The sequence below is a fragment of the Arthrobacter sp. BE255 genome (genome assembly GCF_031457335.1).
Taxonomy (GTDB): domain Bacteria; phylum Actinomycetota; class Actinomycetes; order Actinomycetales; family Micrococcaceae; genus Arthrobacter.
The window spans coordinates 342,568-366,781 of sequence record NZ_JAVDWK010000003.1; the positions used below are offsets into that span (position 1 = coordinate 342,568).

General features: G+C 66.2%; 20 protein-coding genes and 1 tRNA gene. 13 read left to right on the top strand and 8 right to left on the bottom strand.

The window, feature by feature from the left end:
• Nucleotides 1-78: 78 nt before the first annotated feature.
• Nucleotides 79-161, top strand: a tRNA-Leu gene (locus tag J2X42_RS07900).
• A gap of 262 nt (nt 162-423) precedes the next feature.
• On the top strand, nt 424-726 hold the full coding sequence (locus tag J2X42_RS07905) for a DUF4193 domain-containing protein (protein ID WP_131132986.1): 303 nt from the start codon (nt 424-426) through the stop codon (nt 724-726).
• Between the two features lie 94 nt (nt 727-820).
• Here J2X42_RS07905 and J2X42_RS07910 read toward each other — a convergent pair whose 3' ends face one another.
• Complete coding sequence (locus J2X42_RS07910; protein WP_310163931.1) at nt 821-1,285, bottom strand: GatB/YqeY domain-containing protein; 465 nt, start codon at nt 1,283-1,285, stop codon at nt 821-823.
• 110 nt (nt 1,286-1,395) lie between these two features.
• On the opposite strand from J2X42_RS07910, the gene J2X42_RS07915 reads away from it, so the two are divergent.
• Genes J2X42_RS07915 through J2X42_RS07930 form a run of 4 tightly spaced genes read left to right on the top strand, consistent with a single transcriptional unit; the run spans nt 1,396 to nt 5,531 of the window.
• Nucleotides 1,396-2,139, top strand: coding sequence for a M50 family metallopeptidase (locus J2X42_RS07915; protein ID WP_396134042.1), 744 nt, complete (start codon nt 1,396-1,398; stop codon nt 2,137-2,139).
• Nucleotides 2,140-2,148: 9 nt separating this feature from the next.
• Nucleotides 2,149-3,258 carry a glutathione S-transferase C-terminal domain-containing protein gene (locus J2X42_RS07920; protein WP_310163934.1) on the top strand — a complete coding sequence of 370 codons (1,110 nt, stop codon included), beginning with the start codon at nt 2,149-2,151 and terminating at the stop codon, nt 3,256-3,258.
• A gap of 17 nt (nt 3,259-3,275) precedes the next feature.
• Nucleotides 3,276-4,385 (top strand): serine hydrolase domain-containing protein, encoded by a 1,110-nt coding sequence (locus J2X42_RS07925; RefSeq protein ID WP_310163935.1) that lies wholly within the window; start codon nt 3,276-3,278, stop codon nt 4,383-4,385.
• A gap of 18 nt (nt 4,386-4,403) precedes the next feature.
• Nucleotides 4,404-5,531 (top strand): aromatic acid exporter family protein, encoded by a 1,128-nt coding sequence (locus J2X42_RS07930; protein ID WP_396134043.1) that lies wholly within the window; start codon nt 4,404-4,406, stop codon nt 5,529-5,531.
• Here the strand turns inward: J2X42_RS07930 and J2X42_RS07935 are convergent.
• From J2X42_RS07935 to J2X42_RS07945, 3 genes are read right to left on the bottom strand one after another with little or no spacing between them, the layout of a single operon-like run.
• On the bottom strand, nt 5,528-6,439 hold the full coding sequence (locus tag J2X42_RS07935; RefSeq protein WP_310163937.1) for a MaoC/PaaZ C-terminal domain-containing protein: 912 nt from the start codon (nt 6,437-6,439) through the stop codon (nt 5,528-5,530). The genes J2X42_RS07930 and J2X42_RS07935 overlap by 4 nt on opposite strands.
• Nucleotides 6,436-7,776 carry a 3-oxoacyl-ACP reductase gene (locus J2X42_RS07940; RefSeq protein WP_310163939.1) on the bottom strand — a complete coding sequence of 447 codons (1,341 nt, stop codon included), beginning with the start codon at nt 7,774-7,776 and terminating at the stop codon, nt 6,436-6,438. The genes J2X42_RS07935 and J2X42_RS07940 overlap by 4 nt, the downstream gene beginning before the upstream one ends.
• A gap of 9 nt (nt 7,777-7,785) precedes the next feature.
• Nucleotides 7,786-9,153, bottom strand: coding sequence for an acetyl-CoA C-acetyltransferase (locus tag J2X42_RS07945; protein WP_310163941.1), 1,368 nt, complete (start codon nt 9,151-9,153; stop codon nt 7,786-7,788).
• 61 nt (nt 9,154-9,214) lie between these two features.
• Between J2X42_RS07945 and J2X42_RS07950 the strand changes: the two genes are divergently transcribed.
• Together J2X42_RS07950 and J2X42_RS07955 are read left to right on the top strand one after the other, a co-directional pair.
• On the top strand, nt 9,215-9,907 hold the full coding sequence (locus J2X42_RS07950) for a TetR/AcrR family transcriptional regulator (protein WP_310163943.1): 693 nt from the start codon (nt 9,215-9,217) through the stop codon (nt 9,905-9,907).
• 67 nt (nt 9,908-9,974) lie between these two features.
• On the top strand, nt 9,975-12,107 hold the full coding sequence (locus tag J2X42_RS07955; RefSeq protein ID WP_310163946.1) for an acyl-CoA dehydrogenase: 2,133 nt from the start codon (nt 9,975-9,977) through the stop codon (nt 12,105-12,107).
• An 85-nt stretch (nt 12,108-12,192) separates the two neighbouring features.
• On the opposite strand, the gene glgA is transcribed toward J2X42_RS07955, so the two are convergent.
• Nucleotides 12,193-13,389: a glycogen synthase gene (gene glgA, locus J2X42_RS07960; RefSeq protein WP_310163948.1), complete on the bottom strand. Its 1,197-nt coding sequence runs from the start codon at nt 13,387-13,389 to the stop codon at nt 12,193-12,195.
• A gap of 101 nt (nt 13,390-13,490) precedes the next feature.
• On the opposite strand from glgA, the gene glgC reads away from it, so the two are divergent.
• From glgC to J2X42_RS07975, 3 genes are read left to right on the top strand one after another with little or no spacing between them, the layout of a single operon-like run.
• Complete coding sequence (gene glgC, locus J2X42_RS07965) at nt 13,491-14,894, top strand: glucose-1-phosphate adenylyltransferase (protein WP_310163951.1); 1,404 nt, start codon at nt 13,491-13,493, stop codon at nt 14,892-14,894.
• Between the two features lie 58 nt (nt 14,895-14,952).
• A complete protein-coding gene (locus J2X42_RS07970; RefSeq protein WP_310163953.1) occupies nt 14,953-16,404 on the top strand; it encodes an SDR family NAD(P)-dependent oxidoreductase in 1,452 nt (483 codons plus the stop codon).
• A gap of 40 nt (nt 16,405-16,444) precedes the next feature.
• Entirely contained in the window at nt 16,445-16,915 is a 471-nt protein-coding gene (locus J2X42_RS07975) for a pyridoxamine 5'-phosphate oxidase family protein (RefSeq protein WP_310163955.1), read from the top strand.
• Nucleotides 16,916-16,961: 46 nt separating this feature from the next.
• Here the strand turns inward: J2X42_RS07975 and J2X42_RS07980 are convergent, their stop codons facing one another.
• The 3 genes from J2X42_RS07980 to J2X42_RS07990 all read right to left on the bottom strand — a co-directional run bounded on the left by J2X42_RS07980 (nt 16,962) and on the right by J2X42_RS07990 (nt 20,356).
• Nucleotides 16,962-17,813 carry a transglutaminase family protein gene (locus J2X42_RS07980; protein ID WP_310163956.1) on the bottom strand — a complete coding sequence of 284 codons (852 nt, stop codon included), beginning with the start codon at nt 17,811-17,813 and terminating at the stop codon, nt 16,962-16,964.
• Nucleotides 17,810-18,736 carry an alpha-E domain-containing protein gene (locus J2X42_RS07985; protein WP_018761308.1) on the bottom strand — a complete coding sequence of 309 codons (927 nt, stop codon included), beginning with the start codon at nt 18,734-18,736 and terminating at the stop codon, nt 17,810-17,812. Before J2X42_RS07985 ends, J2X42_RS07980 begins: the two co-directional genes overlap by 4 nt.
• A gap of 63 nt (nt 18,737-18,799) precedes the next feature.
• A complete protein-coding gene (locus J2X42_RS07990; protein WP_310163959.1) occupies nt 18,800-20,356 on the bottom strand; it encodes a circularly permuted type 2 ATP-grasp protein in 1,557 nt (518 codons plus the stop codon).
• A 113-nt stretch (nt 20,357-20,469) separates the two neighbouring features.
• Between J2X42_RS07990 and J2X42_RS07995 the strand changes: the two genes are divergently transcribed.
• Nucleotides 20,470-21,519 (top strand): putative sulfate exporter family transporter, encoded by a 1,050-nt coding sequence (locus J2X42_RS07995; RefSeq protein WP_310163961.1) that lies wholly within the window; start codon nt 20,470-20,472, stop codon nt 21,517-21,519.
• 73 nt (nt 21,520-21,592) lie between these two features.
• Nucleotides 21,593-24,211, top strand: coding sequence for an aminopeptidase N (pepN, locus tag J2X42_RS08000; protein ID WP_310163963.1), 2,619 nt, complete (start codon nt 21,593-21,595; stop codon nt 24,209-24,211).
• The last annotated feature ends 3 nt before the right edge of the window (nt 24,212-24,214 follow it).

Sequence of the window (24,214 nt, forward strand, 5' to 3'; positions counted from 1 at the left end):
TTCATGTTAGAGTCTTTCTCGCTGCTTCGGAGAAATGCGAAACGCTGAAAGGCGGAAACGCAGTCCGAATTACCACCTGCGCGGGTGGCGGAATGGCAGACGCGCTAGCTTGAGGTGCTAGTCCTCGAAAGGGGGTGGGGGTTCAAGTCCCCCTCCGCGCACAGAAGGGAAAGCCCCTGGAATCCACGGATTCCAGGGGCTTTTTTCTATGGGTCCCGCTGACGATCCGGCTCCGGCCGCCGTCGGTCTTGTGCTGGCTGCACGTTCCATGCTTTAGTAGCCCGCAACAGTGCCGTTGGTCACATTCGGACCGAAAAGCGCCCGCCATACGTGTAGTGGAGCGTTAGCCCGTTGGGGAATACCAGCGCCATGCTGTACGTTGCATACGCGACAGACTGAACCAAAGAAAAGAGAAACACCTAAGTGGCAACCGATTACGACGAACTCCGCTCCGACGTCAAGGAATCGCAGGACAACTCACTCGAGGCGCTCCAGTCCGCGAATGCACCGGACGCCCGCAGCGTTGTGCTGGAACTTGATGAAGCTGACGGACTGGACGGCGCTGGCGTTCCGGGAGGCGAATTCGTTGCCGAGGAGCTGATCGTCCAGGTCATCCCCCAGGCTGACGACGAGTTCACCTGCTACTCCTGCTTCCTGGTCCGCCACCGCTCGCAGATCGCGCGGCAGAAAGACGGACACAGCTACTGCACGGACTGCGAAGGCTGATACCCGCACGACGAACACCCCTCTGCGCCTGCTTCGGCTGCGCACCTGGATACGATGAGGCGCGCCCACGGAAACCGTGGACGTGCCTTTCGTATTAAGCGAGCCGGCTGCGCACCATCTGGCTTACCGCCTTGCCGTCGAAGCGGCCGGCCACTTTCGCGGTCACCGGCTTCATCACTTCGCCCATCTGCCGCATGCCTGGCGCCTGGCCCGCGGCTGTAAGCTCCGCGATGACCGCATCCACAATCGCTTCCGCCTCCGCCTCCGTCAGCGGCTTTGGCAAGTAGGCCTCGATGACCTCGGCCTCGGCGATTTCCGCCGCGGCACGGTCCGGTTCGCCCGCCTCCGCATAGATCCGGGCGGTGTCACGCCGCTTGGCCGCTTCCTTCTGCAGCAGGGACGTCACCTGTGCGTCGTCCAGCACAATGGGGGTCTTGCCTGACTTTTCCCGGGTTTCGATCTCCCCCAGCACATTGCGCACAGTCGTGAGCGCTGTCTTGTTGCGCTCTTTCATGTGCACCACCACGTCAGCGTGCAGTCGTTCCTTCAAAGTGGACACGGTATTCCTCGATTCGTAGCACGCCCCAGGCCGGGGCGCGGGCAGGACCACCGCCCTCTAGTACCGTAGAGGGCTATGGCTCACTCTGACTACACCCCTCCGGGCAGCCCGTGAACTCCGTGCCCGATCAGCTGTGGCAACGCCTGCTGGAAGCGTTCAGCCGGACGGCCCTCCCGGATGTTTCCCTGGGTGAACTGACTGTGGTCCTCCTGATCGCAACGGCGCTCTCCGTTCCGCAGGCCACGTGGCGGTACTTTGGCCTGCTGGCCACCGCGACACATGAATTGGGTCACGCTTTCGCTGCCGTCATGAGCGGACAGAGGCTCGGCGGGATCAGGCTGGGCCTGGACCACTCGGGAACAACCACAAGTTACAGCCGGGGCCGGCTGGCAACCGTGTGGTCCGGTTTCTGGGGTTACCCGGTTCCCGCACTGACAGGGGCCGCGCTCGTCTGGTCCGGGTTCAACGGCTGGGGACCGGCCGCGCTGACTGTCGGCTCCCTGATCCTGCTCACGTCGCTCCTTTTCATCCGCAACCTGGCCGGGTTCCTGATCACCTCAGCCGCCGCTGCCTTGGGCGCCGTGCTGGTCCTCTTCGTTCCGCACGCATTTACCGGCCACGTGGCGATCGCCCTTGGCCTGGCCCTGCTGGTGGCCGCGGTCCGCGATGTCATCAAACTCATCCACGTGCACTTACGCCGCAGGGACAGGCTGGCCAGTTCCGACGCCTATCTCCTCTACCGTTCAACGTCCGTGCCGTCCTTCATCTGGATAGCTTTGTTCATCGCGATCGTTTCGGCGTCCTGGTTCCTGGCCTGGCAGCCCATCTCGGCGATTCTCGTCGCCGGCGCATAGGGTGTTCAGATGAGCCAGGAAACGGGAACAGGGCAGCAAACCGGCGGCACCGGGGACGGTGCGGGTCACAGCACCCTCGGCGCCTATGTCACCGGCGGTGCCGAGTTCACCCGGGACACCAACTACATCGAGGACCGGATCACCCGCGACGGAAGGCCCGGCACCGACGGCGAACCGGGCTGGCCTGTTGAGGCAGGACGGTACCGCCTCATCGCGGCGAGGGCCTGCCCGTGGGCAAACCGGACGGTCATAGTCCGCAGGCTCCTGGGCCTCGAGGAAGCCATCTCCCTCGGCCAGCCAGGCCCCACGCATGACGCCCGCTCGTGGACTTTCGACCTCGACCCTGGTGGCGTGGACCCGGTCCTGGGCATCAAACGTATCCAAACTGCCTACTTCCGGCGGTTCCCCGACTACCCGCGGGGCATCACAGTCCCCGCGATCGTCGATGTTGGCACCGGCGCGGTTGTGACGAACAATTTCCCCCAGATCACCCTCGACTTCTCCACCGAGTGGACCGATTTCCACCGGCCAGGCGCCCCGAAGCTGTACCCGGAGGACCTCCGGCCCGAAATCGATGCAGTCAACAAGCGCGTATTCACGGAGGTCAACAACGGCGTCTACCGTTGCGGCTTCGCCGGCTCGCAGGAAGCCTACAACGACGCCTACGCCCGGCTATGGACCGCCATGGACTGGCTTGAGGAGCGACTCTCCAGCCAGCGATACCTTGTGGGAGACACGATTACCGAGGCCGATGTCCGGCTGTTCACCACGCTGGCCCGGTTTGATGCCGTTTATCACGGCCATTTCAAGTGCAACCGCCAGAAACTCACCGAAATGCCAGCGCTGTGGGGTTATGCCCGTGACCTCTTCCAAACCCCCGGTTTTGGCGACACCATCGATTTCGTCCAGATCAAGCAGCACTATTACCTCGTGCACGGGGACATCAATCCCACCGGTATCGTGCCGAACGGCCCGGAGCTTTCGGGCTGGCTCGATGCCCACGGCCGGGAATCCCTGGGCGGACGGCCATTCGGAAACGGCACTCCCCCGGGTCCGGTGCGGCCCGGCGAAGAAGTAGCACCGGGGCACGGCCCGGTCGGACCGGAAAGCGCTTTCTAAGCCGCTAAGCTAAGGCCATGCAGATTTCCCATGGCTTTGTGGCGCCCGGTTTCGAGGGCGTTCGTGACCTGTTCGAATTCCTCCTGGCCGAAGATGGGCTCTACAGCGCACAGCTGGCTGCCTACCACCATGGCACGAAGGTGGTTGACCTGACCGGCGGCCCCCTGATCGCCGCAGATTCCATCACCGGCGCTTACTCCTGTTCCAAGGGCGTTGCGGCGATGGTCATCGCCTTGCTGGTCCAGGACGGCCTGCTGGACCTGGACCGCACTGTTGCCCACTACTGGCCCGAGTTCGGCAGGCACGGAAAAGACCGGCTCCTCGTCCGTGAGGCCTTGTCCCACCAGGCTGGCGTGATGGGAGTCGAAGGCGGCTTCGCCCTCGAGGAGTTCACCACCCCGGGGGCAGCCGCCCGGCTCGCGGCAACAGCGCCGGCGTGGCGACCGGGCAGCTGCTTCGGCTACCACGCGCTCACCATCGGCATCGTGATGGAGGAACTTTGCCGGCGCGTAGCCGGACAGAGCCTCCAGTCCCTGTACGACAGCCGCATCCGCCGGCCCTTCGGCGTCGACTTCTTCCTGGGCCTGCCGGCAGAGCTTGATGGCCGCTACCGGGATGTCCTCTATGACGCCGACCCGCAGCAGCCCTGGCTGGACCCACTGAGCCTTGAAGGACTCAACGGCAACGCGGCCGTGAGCACCATCATGGAACTCCCCAACCGGCGGACGGTCCGTGCAGCCGGCATGAGCGCGGCGGGCGGCGTCGGTTCGGCGGAAGGACTTGCCCGCCTGTACGCGGCGGCGACCTCCGGCATCGGCGGCGGCCCGCCGTTGCTTTCGCCTGACACTGTGGACGCGATGTCCCAGGAGCAGGTATGGGGCCTGGACCGTTCCTCGGGTCTCGACAACGCCTTTGCCGTGGTCTTCATGAAGCCCCATCCGTCGCGGAATTTCGGCAGCCACCGGGCCTTCGGCCATGAAGGCGCCAACGCTGCCCTCGGCTTCGCGGACCCCTCCTACGGACTAGGCTTTGGCTACATTCCCCAGCGCGCCGAGGACGGCCGCACCCCGGGCAAGGCCCACCGGCTGGCCGCTGCGGTCCGGCGCGCCGCCGCCACCTTGTCGTAGCGGAACGCTGCCCCTAAGGTGGGGCGGATGAGTGATACTCAAACGCCGCTTGCGGCCCGGCTGGCCAGGGGCACACGGTTCCTGCACCAGGCCGTCAAGGGCCTTGCGGTGGCGTTCACGCTGCAGCGCCTCCAGCTGGCTGCCAAGGCTGCGCTTGCCGCCGGGCTGGCCTTTTTCGTTGCCCCCTACATGCCGGGAACTGCTGCGGAGTACCCGTACTATGCACCTTTGGGCGCCCTGGTGTCGATGTACCACAACGTTGCCGGTTCCGTCCGGCAGGGCCTGCAAACACTGGTGGGCCTGGCCATGGGAATCGGGCTCGCGTTCCTGCTCGTCAACGTCACGGACCCGTCACCAGTGAGCGTCGCCATCTTCATGGGGATTGGCGTGCTGCTCGCGGGCCTTCCCCGCCTGGGTTCGGGACGGGACTGGATTCCGACGGCGGCGCTGCTGGTCCTCCTGGTGGGCGGCAGCAATCCGGACGGTTTTTCGTTCGGTTACCTGATCCAGATGGGCGTCGGCGTCGCCGTAGGTATTGCCGTGAATTTCCTGGTGTTTCCCCCGCTGCACTTCAACGCCGCCGCAGCCAGCCTGGACGAGCTCCGGCTGGCCCTTGGCACGCAGCTGACCGACATGGGCGTGGCCCTCAAGGAAAAGTGGCCGCCGGAGCACGATGACTGGTCCCGCCGTTCGGATGAGCTCGCCACGGCGGCGCGTACCGTCCGCCACCTCGTCCAGGAAGCGGATGCCAGCAGGCGCGCGAACCCGCGCCGGCGGCTGCACCCCCGGGACGTGGATCTGGACTACCGCAACCTGCGCGAGCTGGAGCGGGTGACGTTCCACATCCAGGACATGACGGAAGTCCTTTCCGATGTCATCTGGCAGGACGAGGCGCCCTACACCGTTCCGTTCCAGGACAACGGGCCGCTGGCGGACGCCATGAGGGCCACCGGAGAGCTGCTGCGTTCATTCCACACTGAAGACCCGGAGTCGGAGCACAGGAAGTTCACCGCCGCGGAAGCGGCCGTGGAAGCCTGTATGGCCGCCACGGCCGAACGGGACCCGGACGAAGGCACGGTGACAGCGTCCGAATCAATCCTGCTGAGCCTGCACCGGATCCTCCGCGCGGTGCGGCCGGCGCCCTAGAGTGCAGCCACCGCACCGGCAAAATGCCTGCGGCCGGAGCGGGGATTCCAGGCCACAAATTCGGACTTTTGCCACGCTCCACCGGGAAGCTGCACCGTGCTGATGTCCAGCGCAACGCGTCCCGGCAGGAACACGGGCGCCTCGAAATCAACGTGCCAGCTGAACGAATCGCCCTTTACCGCCCCGACGTCCGCCAGCGCCCTCGACGCCAGGTACATGCCGTGGGCGATGGACCGCCGCATGCCCAGGGCTTTGGCGGACAGGACGCTGAGGTGGATCGGATTGAAGTCGCCGGATACAGCTGCGTAAGCCCGGCCGGTGTCAACGCCGAGCTGCCACAGCGCCGTCGGATCAGGAACCTTGAAGTCACTCCTGCTGCCAACGGGCGAGGGTTTGTCGATGCCCGGCAGGAAGACGCCCTTCGCGAGGTAAGTGGAGACGCCGCGCCACCGGACCCCGGCCGATCCCGTGACGCGGACCTCGGCGACCACGTCCAGTTGCGTCCCCGAACGGTGGCCCCGCAGGTTCTCCACATGCGCCGTGATGTCCAGCCGCTCCGAAAACAGGACCGGCGACCGCTGCTCGACATGGTTGCTGAGGTGGATCATGCCCAGTAAGGGGAGCGGAAAATCGTCCCGGTTCATCACGCTCATGGCAAGTGGAAAGGCAAGCGCATGGATAAAGCCGGCCGGCAGGACATCGCTGGCCGTCTCGCCGATGAGGTGCTGGTATGCGGTGAGGTTGCCGACGTCGGGGGCGACTCCCCTGACTTCGTGGCTGGCCTCCGGCAGATCTGACCCATCGTGGGATCCAAGTACCCGGCGGCGGGCTGCCTGCGCGGCCGCGTTGACGTAGAGCTTGGAGAGGGACGGCATCTCGCCCAGGATGACCGGCTGGACCGTGGTCATGCCCCCACCATGTTCTGTCCGCAGACTCGCAGCACTCCACCGTTGATGCCGCCGGCGGCATCGCTCGCAAGAAAGGCGATGGCCTCGGCGACGTCGGCGGGCAGGCCGCCCTGCCGCAGCGAGTTGAGCCGGCGGCCCGCTTCCCTCAGCGCCACCGGGATCCTGGCGGTCATGTCTGTTTCGATGAACCCGGGCGCTACGGCATTGATGGTTCCCCCGCGTTCGGCGAGCAGGGGTGCCGAGGCGCGCACCATTCCCATTACCCCGCCCTTGGAGGCAGCGTAATTTGTCTGTCCGCGGTTGCCGGCAATGCCGCTGGTGGAGGCCACCGACACGATGCGCGGTGAGTTGCGGAAGTGCTCGGATGCGAAGAGTGCATCGTTGATGCGGAGCTGGGCGGCAATGTTGACGTTGATGACGGAGGCCCAGCGGGCATGATCCATGTTGGCCAGGAGTTTGTCCCTGGTGATCCCGGCGTTGTGGATCACGATGTCCAGGCGGCCGTGCCGCTGCAGTGCGTGCTCGATGATCCGGTGGCCCGCGTCCTCCCGGCCGATGTCCAGCTGGAGCGCCGTGCCGTGGACCTCGTTGGCCACGGCGGCGAGGTGGTCTCCGGCGGCGGGGATATCGACCAGCACCAGGGTGGCGCCGTCGCGGTGAAGGGTCCTGGCGATCGCTGCGCCGATGCCGCGGGCTGCGCCGGTGACAACGGCAACCTTGCCTGCCAGGGGTTTGGTGAAATCTGCCGGCAGCTGGCCTTCAGCTGAGGTGACCGTCAGGAACTGCCCGTCCACGAAGGCTGAACGGCCCGAGAGCAGGAAACGCACAGCGGCCAGGGCGCTGGGGCTTGTGGCCGTAACCCCGTCAGCGAGCAGGATTCCGTTGCCCGTTGCGCCTGAGCGGAGTTCCTGGGCCAGCGACCTCAGGAAGCCGTCAACGCCTTGCCTGGCAGCGGCCTGCGACGGGTTGTTGCCGCTGCCGGCCGGCCGGGACACGGTAATGACACGGGCGCTGGGGGCAAGGTCCCGCAGCGAAGAGGCTGCCGCCAGGACCGGGCCCTCCAGGTCTCCGGGCCCGTCCAGCTCATCCAGGACCAGGACAATGGCGCCCAGCTTTTCGCGCGGTACGGCGTGCCTGCGGACATCCAGGTCCCAGGATAGGAGGCTGGCCGCCAGTGCCTCCGCGCCGGCAGTGCTGCCGTGAACAAGGATGGGGCCGGTGATCAGGGGCTGGCCCGGCTGGTACCGCCGCAGGATCGCCGGCTGCGGAAGGCCCAGCTTCTTTGCCACGTTCTTTCCCAGCCCCCGGTTCACGAACTGGGTGTATTTGTCGGTCATACGGTCCCCCTACAGTGCTTCGAGAATTGCGACGACGCCCTGGCCGCCGGCAGCGCAGATGGAGATGAGGCCACGTGCCGGCCGTCCGTCCACGCTGCCCTTGGCGTGCAGCATCTTGGCCAGCGAGGCAACGATGCGGCCTCCGGTCGCGGCAAAGGGATGGCCTGCTGCCAGGGATGAGCCGTTGACGTTCAGTTTGGTGCGGTCGATCGTGCCGAAAGCTCCGTCAAGGCCAAGCCGGGTGCGGCCAAACTCCTCGTCCTCCCAGGCGGCCAGGGTGCTCAGGACTGTGCCGGCGAAGGCTTCGTGGATCTCGTAGAAGTCGAAGTCCGCCAGGGTGAGTCCGTTGCGGGCGAGGAGCCGCGGCACGGCGAACGCGGGTGCCATCAGGAGCCCGTCCTTGCCGTGGACGAAGTCGACGGCGGCCGCCTCCCCGTCCACGACGGCTGCAAGTTTGGGGAGGTCGTGGGCGTCAGCCCATTCCTCGGCGGCCAACAGGACGGTGGAGGCTCCATCTGTCAGCGGGGTGGAGTTGCCTGCGGTCATGGTGGCTTCGGCGCCAAGGCTCTTGCCGAACACGGGCTTCAGCGTGGCCAGTTTTTCCAGGGTGGTGTCGGCCCGCAAGTTGGAATCCCGTGTCAGCCCGCGGTAAGGCGTCAGCAGGTCGTCAAAAAACCCGGCGTCATAGGCGGCGGCGAGATTGCGGTGGCTGGCGAACGCCAGCTGGTCCTGCGCCTCGCGGGAAACATTCCACTGGGCGGTGGTCAGCGCCTGGTGTTCACCCATGGAGAGGCCTGTACGCGGCTCGCCCGTGTTGGGGGCATCGGGAGAAAGATCCTTGGGCCGCAACCGGCTGAGTACCTGCAGCCGCTGCGGCAGGGTCTTGGCCCGGTTGAGGTCCAGCAGTACTTGCCGCAGGCCTTCGCTCACGGCGATCGGGGCATCGGATGCGGAGTCCACGCCCCCGGCAATGGCGGAGTCGATCTGGCCGAGCTTGATCTTGTTGGCAAGGCCGAGGACGGTTTCCAGCCCCGTGGCGCACGCCTGCTGCAGGTCGTAGGCCGGCGTCTCGGCGGACAGCGCAGATCCCAGGACCGCTTCACGCGTCAGGTTGAAATCGCGGGAGTGCTTGAGGACGGCGCCGGCGGCGACCTCGCCGATCCGTTCCTCCTGGAGGCCGAACCTGGCTATGAGGCCGTCCAGTGCGGCGGTCAGCATGTCCTGGTTCGACGACTTGGTGTAGGCGCCGCCGGACCGCGCAAACGGGATCCGGTTTCCGCCCACAACCACGGCCCTGCGGGGCGCCGGAACGGCTGCGGCTGCAACCGGGGTGCTGGATTCCTGGGGTCCTGTGACGGACTGTCCCTCGACGGACATCGGTGTCTCCTCTGGTTCTGGTCTGTTACCGATACCCAGCGTACCTGATACGCTGGGTATCGTGAACAATCCCCAGACACAGGCATTTCAGCCTCCGGCCAGTGCCAGTGCGGACGGCCGCTCTGCCCGCTGGCAAAGCCACCGCGAGGAACGCCGCCGGGAACTGATCAAGTCGGCGCGCCGGGCCGTGCATGCCCTCGGCAGCGACGCTTCCATGGAAGAGATTGCCACGGCAGCCGCCACCTCAAAGTCGGTTTTCTACCGCTACTTCGGAGATAAGGCCGGTCTCCAGCAGGCCGTCGGCGAAGTGGTCCTCAGCCAGATGCAGCGCCGTATCCGGGAAGCCGCCCAGAGTGCCCAAACTCCCCGCGAGGGGCTGCTTGCCATGGTGTCCGCCTATCTGCAGATGGCCGAAACCAGTCCCAGCGTCTACACCTTCGTCACGCGGCACGCCGCCGGCGAGCCGGAGGGTCCCCAGGGTTCAGCAGCCATCTCGGGCGCCCTCGGTCATTTTTTCGACTCCATCGCGGAGATGATCGCCACGCCAATGCGCGCGCATCTTGGCGACGGCAAGGAATCGGTGATTGGTTACTGGCCCACGGCCGCGATCGGCCTGGTCCGCAACGCCGGGGAGCAGTGGCTCAGCACTCCGGACTCGCCGGCAAAGCCCGACCAGGAAACCATGGCACGCCAGATCACGGCCTGGCTGTGCGTGGGAATAGCCCCTGAGCTCTCCCCCGCAGAATCGCCGTAGAGCCGCCAAGCCGGCTTCGAGAATTCCCCACCAACCCCACCTGTCAGAACCAACGAAGGACATTGACATGACTGAAGTAGTGGACCGCCCCGCCGGCAAGGGGCCGCGGCCCGCCGGCCAGGCAAAGGCAGCGACGCCCTCCCGCCCCCAGCCCGCCAACGCCCATCCCGCCGTCGACGTCGCCGCCCTGGGTGAACAGCTCCTGGGCAAATGGGCCGGCATCCGCAGGCAGGCACGCCGGCTGGCCGAGAGCCCCGAGCTGCACAAAACGGAAGGCCTGACACACACCGAGCACCGGACGCGCACTTTCGGGCAGTTGAAGTACCTCGTGGACAACGAAGCCGTCCACCGTGCCTTCCCCGCCGCCCTGGGCGGCGCGGACGACCACGGCGGCAACATCGCCGGCTTCGAGGAACTCGTCACGGCTGACCCATCCCTGCAGATCAAGGCCGGTGTCCAGTGGGGACTGTTCGGGTCGGCCGTGATGCACCTCGGCACCGAAGAGCACCACGCCAAGTGGCTCCCGGGCATCATGAACCTGGACATACCGGGCTGCTTTGCGATGACCGAAACAGGCCATGGCTCGGATGTTGCCAGCATCGCCACCACCGCCACCTACGACGCGGAAACCCAGGAATTTGTGGTGCACACCCCGTTCCGTGCGGCGTGGAAGGACTACATCGGCAACGCCGCCGTCGACGGTCTCGGCGCCGTGGTCTTCGCCCAGCTCGTGACCGGGGGCGTCAACCGCGGGGTCCACGCTTTTTACGTCGACCTGCGTGATCCGGCTACCAAGGAGTTCCTGCCGGGAATCGGCGGCGAAGACGACGGCGTCAAGGGCGGCCTGAACGGAATCGACAACGGACGCCTGCACTTCACCAACGTCCGCATCCCCCGCACAAACCTGCTGAACCGCTACGGCAACGTGGACACCGACGGCACGTACACGTCATCGATCGCCAGCCCGGGGCGCCGGTTCTTCACCATGCTCGGTACCCTCGTCCAGGGCCGGGTTTCGCTGGACGGGGCTGCCGTCGCCGCCTCGAAGATCGCGCTCAAGGCTGCCATCCAGTACGCCACTGAACGGCGCCAGTTCAATGCTTCATCCCACACTGACGAGGAAGTCCTCCTGGACTACCAGCGCCACCAGCGGCGTCTTTTTACCCGGCTGGCCACCACCTACGCCGCCGGCTTCGCGCATGAGCAGCTCCTGCAGAAGTTCGACGACGTCTTTTCCGGCGCCCACGACACCGACGAGGACCGGCAGGACCTGGAAACCCTCGCTGCCGCCCTCAAGCCGCTCAGCACCTGGCACGCCCTGGACACGCTGCAGGAATGCCGTGAAGCCTGCGGCGGCGCCGGGTTCCTGATCGAAAACCGCTTCGCATCGCTCCGTGCCGACCTGGACGTCTACGCCACGTTCGAAGGCGACAATACGGTGCTGCTCCAGCTCGTGGCCAAACGGCTGCTCGCTGACTACGCCAAGGAGTTCCGGAATGTCGACTTCGGTGTGCTGGCCCGCTACGTTGTGGGCCAGGCAACGGGGGTGGCCATCCACCGCACGGGCCTGCGGCAGGTGGCCCAGTTTGTGGCTGACACCGGCTCCGTCCAGAAGGCGGCGCTTGCCCTTCGCGACGAGGAAGGCCAGCGTGCGCTGCTCACCGACAGGGTCCAGACCATGGTGGCCGACGTCGGATCCGCGCTCAAAGGTGCCGGGAGGCTGCCCCACGACAAGGGTGCCGCCCTCTTCAACCAGCACCAGAACGAACTCATTGAGGCCGCCCAGGCACACGCCGAGCTGTTGCAGTGGGAAGCCTTCACCGAAGCACTCCGTGACGTCACCGATCCCGGCACCAGGACCGTCCTGACCTGGCTGCGGGACCTGTTTGGCCTTTCACTGATCGAGAAGAACCTGTCCTGGTACCTCATGAACGGCAGGCTCTCCATGCAGCGCGGCCGCACCGTGGGCGAGTACATCAACCGGCTGCTGGTCAAGATCCGCCCGCACGCACTGGACCTGGTCGACGCCTTCGGCTACGGCCCGGAGCATATCCGGGCCGCGATCGCCACAGGCGCCGAAAAGGAGAGGCAGGACGAAGCCCGCGAATACCTCCGGGCACAACGCGCAAGCGGCCAGTCCCCCGTTGAGGAAAAAGTACTGCTGGCGCGCGCCGCAGCGGCGCGCAAATCGCGCGGCTGAGCCTGCATCGCTGCCCAGCCTGGAAATCACGACGGCGCCGCTCCCCACGCGTGGGGAGCGGCGCCGTCGTGATAAATCGCCAGCCTCAGGAGAGGACTGAGCGGTACACCTCAAGGGTTGTTTCGGTAATGGATTCCCAGGAGAAGTGTTCCTCGGCACGGCGGCGGCCTGCTTGGCCCATGGCACGCGCGCGCTCCGGATCGGACACAACTTCGGTCAGGGCTGCGGCGAACTCGGTGACGAACTTCTCCGGATCCAGCGGTGTGCCCGTGCCGTCGGTGACCTGTTCAAGGTCCACGAGCAGGCCCGTTTCGCCGTGCTGGACAACTTCCGGTATGCCGCCGGTGGCACTGGCCACCACGGCAGCGCCGCACGCCATCGCTTCCAGGTTCACAATGCCGAGGGGCTCGTAGATGGAGGGGCAGGCGAACGCAGTGGCGTGGCTGAGGACCTGGATGAGTTCGTTCCGGGGCAGCATCCGTTCGATCAGGACCACACCTGTCCGCTGGCCCTGGAGTTCCTCGATGAGCCGGGCCGTCTCGACGGCGAGCTCCGGGGTATCCGCGGCGCCGAGGCAGAGGACCAACTGGACGTCGGCCGGCAGTTTTGCGGCGGCGCGCAGCAGGTACGGAACGCCCTTCTGGCGCGTGTTGCGTCCCACGAAGACCACGCTGGGCTTGTCCGGATCGATCCCGAGCGCCCTGATTGCGTCGTCGCCTTCGTCGCGGTGCCACAGCTCGACGTCGATGCCGTTGTGGACTACGCGGACCTTGGCGGGATCGACGTCCGGGTAGCTGCGCAGGATGTCCTGGCGCATGCCTTCAGACACGGCGATGATGGCGGCTGCGGCTTCATATGCGGTCTTCTCCACCCACGAGGACAGGGCGTAGCCGCCGCCGAGCTGCTCGGCCTTCCAGGGCCGCAGCGGTTCGAGGCTGTGCGCGCTGAGCACGTGCGGGATGCCGTGCAGCAGGGACGCCAGGTGTCCGGCCATGTTGGCATACCAGGTGTGCGAATGGACAAGGTCGGCGCCCTCGATGTCCGGCACGATCCGAAGATCCACCCCCAGCGTCTGGACAGCCGCATTCGCCGAGCCAAGGTCCTCGGGCACGGAATACGACGTCACCCCGGCACCATGGTAGTCGGCGTCCCGGGGCGCCCCGAAGGCACGAACCTGCAGGTCAACGTGCTTACTAAGCACCCTGCTCAATTCGGCCACGTGGACTCCGGCGCCTCCGTAGATCTCCGGCGGGAACTCTTTAGTCACAATGTCTATTCGCACGATACCCAAGGTAGTCCTTCCGGCTTATCTGTTCTAGTGTGAAGGGGTCCGGGCATGCCGGACTGTTTGGGGAGTTACGAAGGCGTACAGGAGCGACCATTATGCCGTTGAACAAAAGAGTCCTGGCCATTGTCCTCGCAGGCGGTGAGGGAAACAGGTTGATGCCACTGACGGCGGACCGCGCCAAACCTGGCGTGCCCTTTGCCGGGAGTTACCGCCTCATCGACTTTGCGCTGTCCAACCTTGTGAATTCCCGGTACCTCCAGATCGTGGTGCTGACGCAGTACAAATCACACAGCCTTGACCGCCACATCTCCGAAACGTGGCGCATGTCCACCCAGCTCGGAAACTATGTCGCGTCCGTCCCCGCCCAGCAGCGCGTGGGCAAGAGCTGGTTCCTGGGCAGCGCCAACGCCATCTACCAGTCCCTGAACCTGATCCATGACGCCAACCCGGACATCGTGGTTGTGGTCGGCGCCGACCACGTATACCGCATGGACTTTGCCCAGATGGTGGAGCAGCACGTCCTGAGCGGCGCCAAGGCCACCGTTGCGGCCGTCCGGCAGCCGCTGAGCATGGCCAACCAGTTCGGCGTGATCGAAGTGGACCAGAACGACGCGCAGAAGATTGCCGCGTTTGTGGAGAAGCCGGCTAGTACGCCCGGCCTGGCCGCTGACCCCACCCAGTTCCTCGCATCGATGGGCAACTACGTCTTCGACGCCGACGCGCTCGTGGAAGCACTCCACGTGGACGCGGAGCGCCTGGACACCAAGCACGACATGGGCGGCGACATCATCCCCTACTTCGTCAGCCAGGGCCAGGCGGGCGTCTACGACTTCACCCTCAATGACATCCCCGGTTCCACCGAGCGTGACCGCACCTACTGGCGCGACGTCGGCACTATCGACTCGTTCTATGACGCGCACATGGACCTCATTTCGCCGTTGCCCGTGTTCAACCTGTACAACTCCGAATGGCCCATCTATACGCGCCAGAGCATCTCCCCGCCGGCCAAGTTCGTCCGCGGCGAGAAGGACACCGTGGGTACCGCGCTGGACTCGATCGTCTCCAGCGGCGTCGTGATCTCCGGCGGTGTGGTGGAAGGCTCCGTACTTTCCAACGACGTCTTCGTAGGTACCGGCAGCCGGGTTATTGACTCGGTCCTGATGGACAAGGTAAACATCGGCGAGGGGGCCGTGGTGAACCGGGCCATCATCGACAAGAACGTGAAGGTACCCGCCGGCGCAGCGATCGGGCTGGACCCGGACCTGGACCGTGCCCGCGGCTTCAAGGTGACCGAGTCAGGGATCACCGTCCTGTCCAAGGGACAGAACGTACCTGAGCCGGGCGAGGAGGAACGTGCCCTCGCAGCCAGGAACCTGCACCTCGTTCCGAACGCCGTTAAGGCGGCAACCGCCAATTACCCTGAACTGCGTGAATCCGTGGAACAGGTGGCAGAGGTGCACGCCGGCGTGGCCCAGGCCTCCGAGGCAAGCCGCACGTAGCAGTACGCACTACTCCGTCCGGGCAGGCCGGATCTCCACAGGCTGTAAAATCGGTACAATGAGCTCCCCCGATCTGACGCCTGAGGAAATCCAGGCCTGCCTCAAGGTTTTAAACACCATCCACGCCTATGACGAGGAGCACCCGGACTACGTCTCCGTCCGGCGCGCTACCGGGAAAATGTTCAAAGCCGTCAAGCGGCACCGGCGTGTGACCAAGCGGGATCTCATCTCAGAAGCGGACCGCGCAGTCCTTGCCCAGACGGCCACGGCGGCGCCGGACCGCATCGATGACGAAACCCGGGGCAACAAGCTGGCCACCTCGGCCACGGGGGACATCGCCGGGCACCTCATCCGCTCCCGCCCGTGCTACATCTGCAAGCAGCACTACACCCAGGTGGATGCCTTCTACCACCAGCTGTGCCCCGAATGTGCCGCCTTCAGCCACGGCAAACGCGATGCCCGCACCGACCTCACCGGCCGCCGGGCCCTGCTCACCGGCGGGCGCGCGAAAATCGGGATGTACATAGCTCTGCGCCTCCTGCGCGATGGGGCGCACACCACCATCACCACGCGGTTCCCCAAGGATGCGGCGCGGCGCTTCGCGGCCATGGAGGACAGCGGCGACTGGCTGCACCGGCTCCAGATCGTGGGCATCGACCTCCGCGACCCGTCCCAGGTCATGGCCCTGACGGATTCGCTGAGTGCAGCCGGTCCGCTCGACATCATCATCAACAACGCGGCACAGACCGTCCGCCGCTCGGGCAATGCCTACAAGCCGCTGGTGGACGCCGAGGATGAACCGCTGCCCGCCGCACTGGAGGCAGCCAACGGCGGTCCGGTGCTGCTGACGTTCGGCCATGCGCACGACAAGCACCCGCTCGCGCTGGCGAGCAGCGTCACCGACCATCCCGTCCTTGCCGGGGATGCGATCACGTCGCTGGCGCTCTCCACTGGCTCTGCCTCGCTGGAGCGCATCGCCTCCGGGACAGCGATCGACGCCGGCGGGCTGGTCCCCGACCTGGCCACCATCAACAGCTGGACCCAAGTGGTGGACGAGGTGGATCCCCTGGAAATGCTGGAGGTGCAGCTCTGCAACGTGACGGCCCCCTTCCTGCTGGTGAGCCGGCTGCGCGATGCCATGAAGCGGTCCACGGCGCACAGGAAGTACATCGTCAACGTCTCCGCGATGGAAGGCCAGTTCTCCCGCGCCTACAAGGGCCCCGGGCACCCGCACACCAACATGGCCAAAGCGGCCCTGAACATGATGACCCGGACCAGTGCCCAGGAAATGCTGGACACGGACGGCATCCTGATGACCGCAGTGGACACCGGCTGGATCACCGATGAACGCCCGCACTTCACGAAGGTCCGGCTCATGGAGGAAGGCTTCCACGCTCCGCTGGACCTGGTTGACGGTGCCGCACGCGTCTACGACCCCATTGTGATGGGCGAGAAGGGCGAGGACCAGTACGGCGTCTTCCTGAAGGACTACAAGCCCAGCCCTTGGTAGTCCCTGTCCCGGGCCCCGGCACGGGCGTAAGCTCAGCGTCATGAGCAACGAGTCATCTTCCTCCGAAGTCCAGAACCTGGAAAACCACGAATGCTGGGCACTGTTGCGGACTGTGTCCGTGGGCAGGCTGGCGGTCCTGGCCGACGGCCATCCGGACATCTTCCCGATCAACTACACCGTGGACGGCGGGACGCTGGTGTTCCGCACCGGTGAGGGAACCAAGCTCGCCGGTGCCACCGGAGGCGCACACGTGGCCCTCGAAGCGGACGGCGTGGATGCCACCACCGGACTCGCCTGGAGCGTGGTGGTGAAGGGTGCCGCGGCCGCTGTGACGGGAACTGAACAGATCCTGGACACGGCGGCGCTCTACCTGTTCCCATGGCAGGCCGGCAGGAAAGACACCTTTGTCCGGGTGACGCCGGGAATCATCACTGGCAGGCGGTTCAAGGTGACTGCACCGATGACCTGGTGGACCCAGCTGAGCGGGGCCGTCAAGGCGTCCCCGGAATAGGGCGGAAAGCAATCAGGCCGGGCTTGCGGGCCCGGCCTGATGTCAGTTATGCGAGCCGCGTGATCTCCACGCTGACGCTCAGCGCGGATCCGCCGCCGCCGGAAAGTATCCCTTTCAACGGGGGCACGTCACGGTAGTCCCGGCCACGGGCCACGGTGACGTGGTAGTCGCCGGCCGGTTTGTGGTTGGTGGGATCCCAGCTCCGCCACTGGCCGTCCCACCACTCCAGCCACGCGTGGGACTGGCCGGCCACCGTCTCGCCGATGTCCGCCGTCGAACGCGGGTGGAGGTAACCGGACACATAGCGGGCAGGGATTCCGCAGCTGCGGAGGGCCCCGATGGCCAGGTGCGCCAGGTCCTGGCAGACGCCCTGCCGCTGTCCCCACGCTTCTTCGGCGTTCGTGGTCACCGCGGTGGAGCCGGACATGTAAGTCATTTCGCCGCGCATCCATTCAAAGATGGCCATCGCGGCCTCATGCGGGTTCTTGCCATCGACCACGCCGGGGATAATCCCCAGGACTTCCTCGCCCGGACCGCTCAGCAGGGACTGCGGCAGCCAATCACTGTAGGTGTTCAGGGTTTCGGCTGACGCCAGGACGTCCCATCCCGCGATGTCGGTTTCCGCGGGGATCCTTTCAGCCCGGTGGACCTCCACGGTGATGTTGGAGATGACTTCGAGGTGGTCGTGGGGCATCTGCATGTCGAAGGCCGTCACGCGGGTGCCCCAGTAGTCGCGGTAGCTGCTCACGGCCGCCTGGGATGGCGAGACCTTGAGTACCGACTCGAGGACCACCTGCTGGGGGTCGGTCAGCGGGGTCATCCGGGCCTCGTTGTAGGACAGGGTGACGCGCTTGTTGTACTTGTAGGCGGTCTTGTGGATGATGCTCAGCCGGGTCATGAAACTTCTCCCACCCAGGCCAGTTCGTCCGCCTGATTGAAGTACTTACGGGAAATGGCGTCCGACGCCTGCGAAACGGCCTTCTGCACGCGTTCCATGTGCTCCGGCAGTTCCGACATGAGGTCGTCCGTGCGGTGGAACTCCAGGAAGGTCCGCGCCTGCCCCACGATCCGGCGGGCGTCGTTGATGAAGCCCACCCGCTGGGCGGACGGATCAAGCTTGGCCAGGCACTCGTCGGCGTCACGCAAGGCGTACACGATGGAGCGCGGGAACAGCCTGTCCAGCAGGAGGAACTCGGCGGCGTGCTGGTCGCCGAAGGCGGCCCGCCGGGTCCGCAGGAAGGATTCGTAGGCGCCGGCGCAGCGCAGCATGTTCACCCAGGACATGCCCGCGGAGAGGACATCCCGGGTGGAGAGCATGCGGGCGGTCATGTCGGCGCGTTCGAGGGAACGGCCGAGCACCAGGAACAGCCAGCTTTCGTCGTGGCTCACGGTGGTGTCGGCGAGGCCGCTGACCATCGCTGTACGTTCCAGCGTCCAGTTGCAGAAACGGTACGTGCCCACCACATCCTTGCGGTGCTGGCTCAGCCCGTAGTAGGTGGTGTTGAGGCTCTCCCACAGGCCCGAGGATACGGTCTCCCGGGCGCGGCGGGCGTTCTCCCGGGCCGCGCCCAGGGACCCGGCAATCGAGGTGGCGCTGGTTTTGTCGTACGCGAGGGCGTGGAGGAGTTCGGGCAGGCCGAAGTCCTCGCTCTGCGGCCGGGCGCCCATGACTGCAAGGAGTTCCTGGGCGACGCTGCGCCGCTCCTCCATGGGCAGGTGGTTCAGGCGCTCCAGGTGCACGTCCAGGATGCGGGCCGTGCCGTCGGCACGCTCCACATACCTGCCGATCCAAAAAAGGGACTCAGCAATACGGCTAAGCATTCGTGGCTACCTCCTGCGCGTCCGGAATCTGATGGGAAATTACTGCCGGGATATGGTCCCGGATCACTGCTGCTGCTCCGACTGGCGGTCGCGCCAGTTGCTTTCCACGGGCCAGACTGAGACGCGTTCGCGGATGGCAATCGACGGCCGGGGAATGGTCTCCACCGGAACCTGGGGCGAGTCCGCCAGTACCCAGGTGTCCTTGGAGCCGCCGCCCTGGCTGGAATTCACGATCAGTGAACCCTCCTTGAGCGCCACCCGGGTGAGTCCGCCCGGGAGGACCCAGACGTCGTCGCCGTCGTTGACCGCGAACGGGCGCAGGTCCACGTGGCGCGGACCGAACTTGTCGCCGCTGAGCGTGGGCACCGTGGAAAGCTGAAGCACCGGCTGTGCGATCCAGCCTCGGGGATCAGCAATGACGCGCTTGCGCAGGGCGTCGAGTTCGTCGTTGGAAGCGTCCGGCCCGATGACCAGGCCTTTGCCGCCGGATCCGTCCACGGGCTTCACCACGAGTTCGGCCAGGTTGTCCAGAACGTATTCCCTGGCGTCCTTTTCCTCCAGCCGGAACGTATCCACGTTCGCGATGATCGGTTCCTCGCTGAGGTAGTACCGGATCAGGTCCGGAACGTAGCTGTACACAAGTTTGTCGTCAGCGACGCCGTTGCCCACCGCGTTGGCGATGGTGACGCCGCCGGCCCGTGCCGCGTTGACCAGGCCCGGGCAGCCGAGCATCGAGTCGGCGCGGAACTGCAGCGGGTCCAGGAATTCGTCGTCGATGCGCTTGTAGATCACGTCCACGCGCTGTTCGCCGGCGGTGGTGCGCATGTACACGCGGTTGCCGCGGCAGATGAGGTCGCGGCCTTCCACCAGTTCAACGCCCATCAGGCCGGCCAGCAGCGTGTGTTCGAAGTAGGCGCTGTTGAAGACGCCGGGGGTCAGGACCACCACGGTGGGATCATCGACGCCGGACGGTGCGGTTTTGCGCAGGGCCGACAGCAGCCGCCGCGGGTACTCCTCGACGGGACGGATGAGCTGCTGGCCAAAGGCCTCGGGCAGGCCCTTGGCCATGGCGCGGCGGTTCTCCAGGACGTAGCTCACGCCGGAGGGCACCCGGACATTGTCCTCCAAAACACGGAAGGTGCCGGCCGCATCGCGGACCACGTCGATGCCTGAGATGTGCACGCGCACGCCCCCGGCGGGCTCGAAGCCCTGCACCTGGCGGTGGAAGTGGGCGCTGGTGGTGACGAGCTGGCGAGGGATGACGCCGTCGGAAACTACCGTCATTTTGTCATAGACATCGTTGAGGAACGCTTCCAGGGCCTTGACCCGCTGGGCCACGCCCCTTTCCAGGACGGTCCACTCATCCGCTGGGATGACGCGCGGAACGATGTCCAGGGGGAACGGCCGCTCCTCCCCTGCAAAGTCGAAGGTCACACCGCGGTCGAGGAAGGTCCGCGCCATCGAGTCAGCCCGGGCGCTGACATCGGCCAGCGAGAGCTTTCGGAGGGCATCGGCCACCTGGCCGTACGACTCGCGTGCTTCCTGGCCGGGGGCGAACATCTCGTCGTAGGCACCGGTACGCCCGGCGGCCTCGGAGTAATCCTGGAATAGGTCTGACATGTCCTTTAGCCAACCATCTTTTTGTTTCGAAATCATTACTGCCATCCATTGTGGCGTGTTGGACCGGTGCCGCCGGTTCGTGGAATCCGTGTCCCATCCGGCAAAGTAGGTGAGTGCCACTTGGAAAGGACCGTCTCCTGCCGGGCCTGCTGACTGCCGCCCTGGCACTGGCCGCTGCCTTCAGCATCCACTGGCTGGTGCCCGTCCTTCCCGCCATGACCCTGGCCGTGGTCCTTGGCCTGCTCGCGGCGAACCTTCCGGGGACGGCTGTCTGGGTGGCCGGGCGCGCCAGGCCGGGACTCGATTTCGCCGGCAAGCATTTGATGCGAGGCGGGATCGTGCTTCTGGGGCTCAAGGTCAGCATCATGGACGTACTGGGCCTGGGCTGGCTGGCCCTGGTGCTGATCGCCGGCGTGGTGCTGGCCAGTTTCGCCGGCACTTACGCGATCTCCCGCCTCTTCCGGCTGCCGGCGGAGGCGTCGCTCCTGATTGCCACCGGCTTTTCCATCTGTGGTGCGTCCGCCATCGGCGCCATGGCCGCCGTCCGCCGGATCCGGCATGTGGACACGGTACTGCCCGTGGCACTCGTGACGCTGTGCGGAACCCTGGCCATCGGGGTCCTGCCGCTGCTGGTCCATCCGCTGCAGCTCAGTCCGCTGGCATTCGGGGCCTGGACCGGGGCCTCCGTGCACGACGTCGGCCAGGTAGTAGCCACCGCCCAGACCGCGGGGACGGCGGCGCTGGGGATCGCCGTCGTGGTCAAACTCACCCGGGTGCTGATGCTGGCACCCATCGTTGCCGCGGCGGGCGTCCACCAGCGCTTCAGTACGGCGCGTGCCGCCGGGAAGGCAGCAGCCTCCGCCCCGCCGGGGTCACCGGCAGCGCCCGACGCGGGGCGCCTGCCTCCGGTGATTCCGCTCTTTGTGCTCGGTTTTGTGGCCATGGTCGGCCTGCGATCCAGCGGCTGGCTGGCGCCCGGGATCCTCGACGCCGGCGCCGCAGTCCAGGACATCCTGCTGGGGGCCGCGCTGTTCGGGCTGGGGTCAGCCGTCCGGATCCGGACGCTCCTGCATACCGGAGGCCGTGCGCTCTTCGCCGCTTTGGCGGCATGGCTGCTGATCGCGCTGCTGGGCCTGGCGGCGGCACTGCTCATGACCGCCTAGGACGCCTGCAGGGCGCTGCCATGGCGGCTTTCCTGCGGTGAACGGCGGGCGAATCCCGTGATTAGATAGCGGAGTGTCACATGAGAATCTGCAGCGCAAAGAAGCCGCGCAACGTTCAGCCCTGATCACCACCCACAGTTACGATGTCTCGCTGGACGTGCGGCAGGCAGCGGACCCGGACGTGGCGGGCTACACCAGCCGCAGCGTCATCAACTTCTCGGCAGCCGCACCGGGCCAGGGACAGGTGGCGTCGACATTTCTTGATTTCATCGCCGCCGAGGTCCACAGCGTTTTCCTGAACGGCAAAGGCCTGCCCGTGGCCGACGCGGTGGAGGGCTCGCGGATCCGGCTGGACAACCTGCAGGCAGAAAACCAGGTGACGGTCACCGGAACCGCCCTGTACAGCCGTTCCGGCGAGGGCATGCACCGGTTTGTGGATCCGGCCGACGGCCAGTGCTACCTCTACACGCAGTACGAGCCCGCCGACGCCCGGCGCGTGTTTGCCAACTTTGAACAGCCGGACCTCAAGGCTGAATTCACGTTCCACGTTATGGCGCCGTCGGGCTGGGAGGTGGCCTCCAACGGAGTCGAGGCTGCCCGGACCCGGCTGACCAGTGATCCGGACACCAGCCGCTGGGACTTCGCCCCCACCCGCCCCATGTCCACCTACATCACCACCGTGCTCGCGGGGCCGTACTTCAGGGCACAGGACCACTGGAGCGCTACGCTCGACGACGGCACGCAACTGGAAGTGCCGCTGGCACTGTACTGCCGGGCGTCGATGGCTGAATCCTTCGATGCGGCCGAACTGTTCGGCCTCACCAAGCGCGGCCTGGACTTCTTCAACCGGCTGTTCGACTACCCCTACCCGTGGGGGAAATACGACCAGGCCTTTGTCCCGGAATACAACCTGGGCGCGATGGAGAACCCGGGCCTGGTCACCTTCACCGAAAGCTACGTTTTTACCTCCCGGGCCACCGATGCGCAGTACCAGGGGCGCGCAAACACGCTGATGCACGAGATGGCCCACATGTGGTTCGGCGACCTCGTCACCATGCAGTGGTGGGACGACCTGTGGCTCAAGGAGTCGTTCGCGGACTACATGGGAACGCTCGGCGTGGACCAGGCCACGGACTGGGATACAGCCTGGGTGAATTTCGCGAACAAGCGCAAGGCCTGGGCGTATGTCCAGGACCAGCTGCCCACCACCCACCCGGTGGTCGCCGACATTCCCGACCTCGAGGCCGCCAAGCAGAACTTCGACGGCATCACCTACGCCAAGGGCGCGTCCGTGCTCAAGCAGCTGGTGGCGTACGTGGGGTTCGACGCCTTCATCGCCGGCTCGAGGCAGTATTTCCGCGACCACGCCTACGGAAACACCACGCTGGCCGACCTCCTGAAGGCCCTCAGCGATGCCTCGGGGCGCGACCTGGCCGGCTGGGCCGCGCAATGGCTGCAGACTTCCGGTATCTCCACGCTGTCCGTGGAAAGCGGCACGCACGACGGCGAACTCGGCGCCGTCGCCATCGTCCAGGATGCTGTGGACCCGGTCACGGGACGTGTGGCGCTGCGGCCGCACCGGCTGCGGGTGGGCTCCTACAACTTCGACGCCGACGGTGCACTGGTCCGGACCGGAAGCGTCGAAACTGACATAGCCGGAGCGCGGACGGAGGTCCCGGAACTCACCGGCCGGCCGCGGCCGGCGCTCCTGCTGGTGAACGACGACGACCTCACCTATGCCAAGGTCCGGCTGGACCCTGTTTCCGAAGCCACGGTGCTGGCCTCGCTGGACCGGATCCCCGACCCCATGGCCAGGGCACTCTGCTGGACGGCGCTATGGAACTCCGCCAGGGACGCGGAAAGCCCGGCCGCCCGCTACGTGGACGCCGTGAAGGCGTTCGGGCCGTCCGAAACCGGGATCGGCGTGCTGCTGAACATCCTCGACAACGCGCAGGCCGCCGTCGAACGCTACACCCCTGCAGCCGGGCGTGACGCCGTGCGCAGGGACTTCCTGACGGCTGCGGACAGCCAGCTTGGCCTGGCCGCCCCGGGTTCCGACCAGCAGCTTGCGTGGGCACGCACCGTGGCCGCCGTCAGCCGCCACGATTCAACGCTTCTCCCCCGGCTCAGGGAGCTGCTGGACGGCACAGGGAAGGTGGACGGCCTCGCCGTGGACGCCGAGCTGCGGTGGAACATCTGGCACGCGCTGGCAGCCAACGGCCAGGCAGCCGTCGAGGAGCTGGACTCCGAGTTGGCAACGGACACTACGGCGTCAGGCCGGGCGGGCCACGCGACCGCCCTCGCCGCGCGTCCGGACCCCCAGGTCAAAGCGTCTGCCTGGAAGGCCGCTGTGGAGGGAACGGAGCTCTCAAACCAGCTGCTGAGCGCCACCATAGCGGGCTTCACCACGGCGCCCGCCCCGCTCCTGGAGCCGTACGTGGAGCCATACTTCGCAAGCCTCCGCGGCGTCTGGGACAGCCGGAGCATCGAAATTGCCAGCCGGATTGTCCGCGGGCTCTACCCGCTGGCGCAGGACCTCCCGGCCGGGACCCTGCCCAAGGAGCACCCGGTGGTGCTCCGGACGGACGCCTGGCTGGAGGCCAATGCCGATGCCCCGCGCGCCCTGCGCAGGATCATCGTGGAGCAGCGCAGCCACCTGCTCCGGGCACTCACCGCGCAGGCTTGGATATAAACA

Coding starts and splice junctions, on each gene's coding strand:
- glgC (WP_310163951.1), top strand. CDS start 13,491: ATGCCGTTGAACAAAAGAGTCCTGGCCATTGTCCTCGCAGGCGGTGAG.
- J2X42_RS07925 (WP_310163935.1), top strand. CDS start 3,276: ATGCAGATTTCCCATGGCTTTGTGGCGCCCGGTTTCGAGGGCGTTCGT.
- J2X42_RS07980 (WP_310163956.1), bottom strand. CDS start 17,813: ATGACCCGGCTGAGCATCATCCACAAGACCGCCTACAAGTACAACAAG.
- J2X42_RS07975 (WP_310163955.1), top strand. CDS start 16,445: ATGAGCAACGAGTCATCTTCCTCCGAAGTCCAGAACCTGGAAAACCAC.
- J2X42_RS07935 (WP_310163937.1), bottom strand. CDS start 6,439: ATGACCACGGTCCAGCCGGTCATCCTGGGCGAGATGCCGTCCCTCTCC.
- J2X42_RS07970 (WP_310163953.1), top strand. CDS start 14,953: ATGAGCTCCCCCGATCTGACGCCTGAGGAAATCCAGGCCTGCCTCAAG.
- J2X42_RS07920 (WP_310163934.1), top strand. CDS start 2,149: ATGAGCCAGGAAACGGGAACAGGGCAGCAAACCGGCGGCACCGGGGAC.
- J2X42_RS07985 (WP_018761308.1), bottom strand. CDS start 18,736: ATGCTTAGCCGTATTGCTGAGTCCCTTTTTTGGATCGGCAGGTATGTG.
- J2X42_RS07945 (WP_310163941.1), bottom strand. CDS start 9,153: ATGTCCGTCGAGGGACAGTCCGTCACAGGACCCCAGGAATCCAGCACC.
- J2X42_RS07990 (WP_310163959.1), bottom strand. CDS start 20,356: ATGTCAGACCTATTCCAGGATTACTCCGAGGCCGCCGGGCGTACCGGT.
- J2X42_RS07955 (WP_310163946.1), top strand. CDS start 9,975: ATGACTGAAGTAGTGGACCGCCCCGCCGGCAAGGGGCCGCGGCCCGCC.
- J2X42_RS07940 (WP_310163939.1), bottom strand. CDS start 7,776: ATGACCGACAAATACACCCAGTTCGTGAACCGGGGGCTGGGAAAGAAC.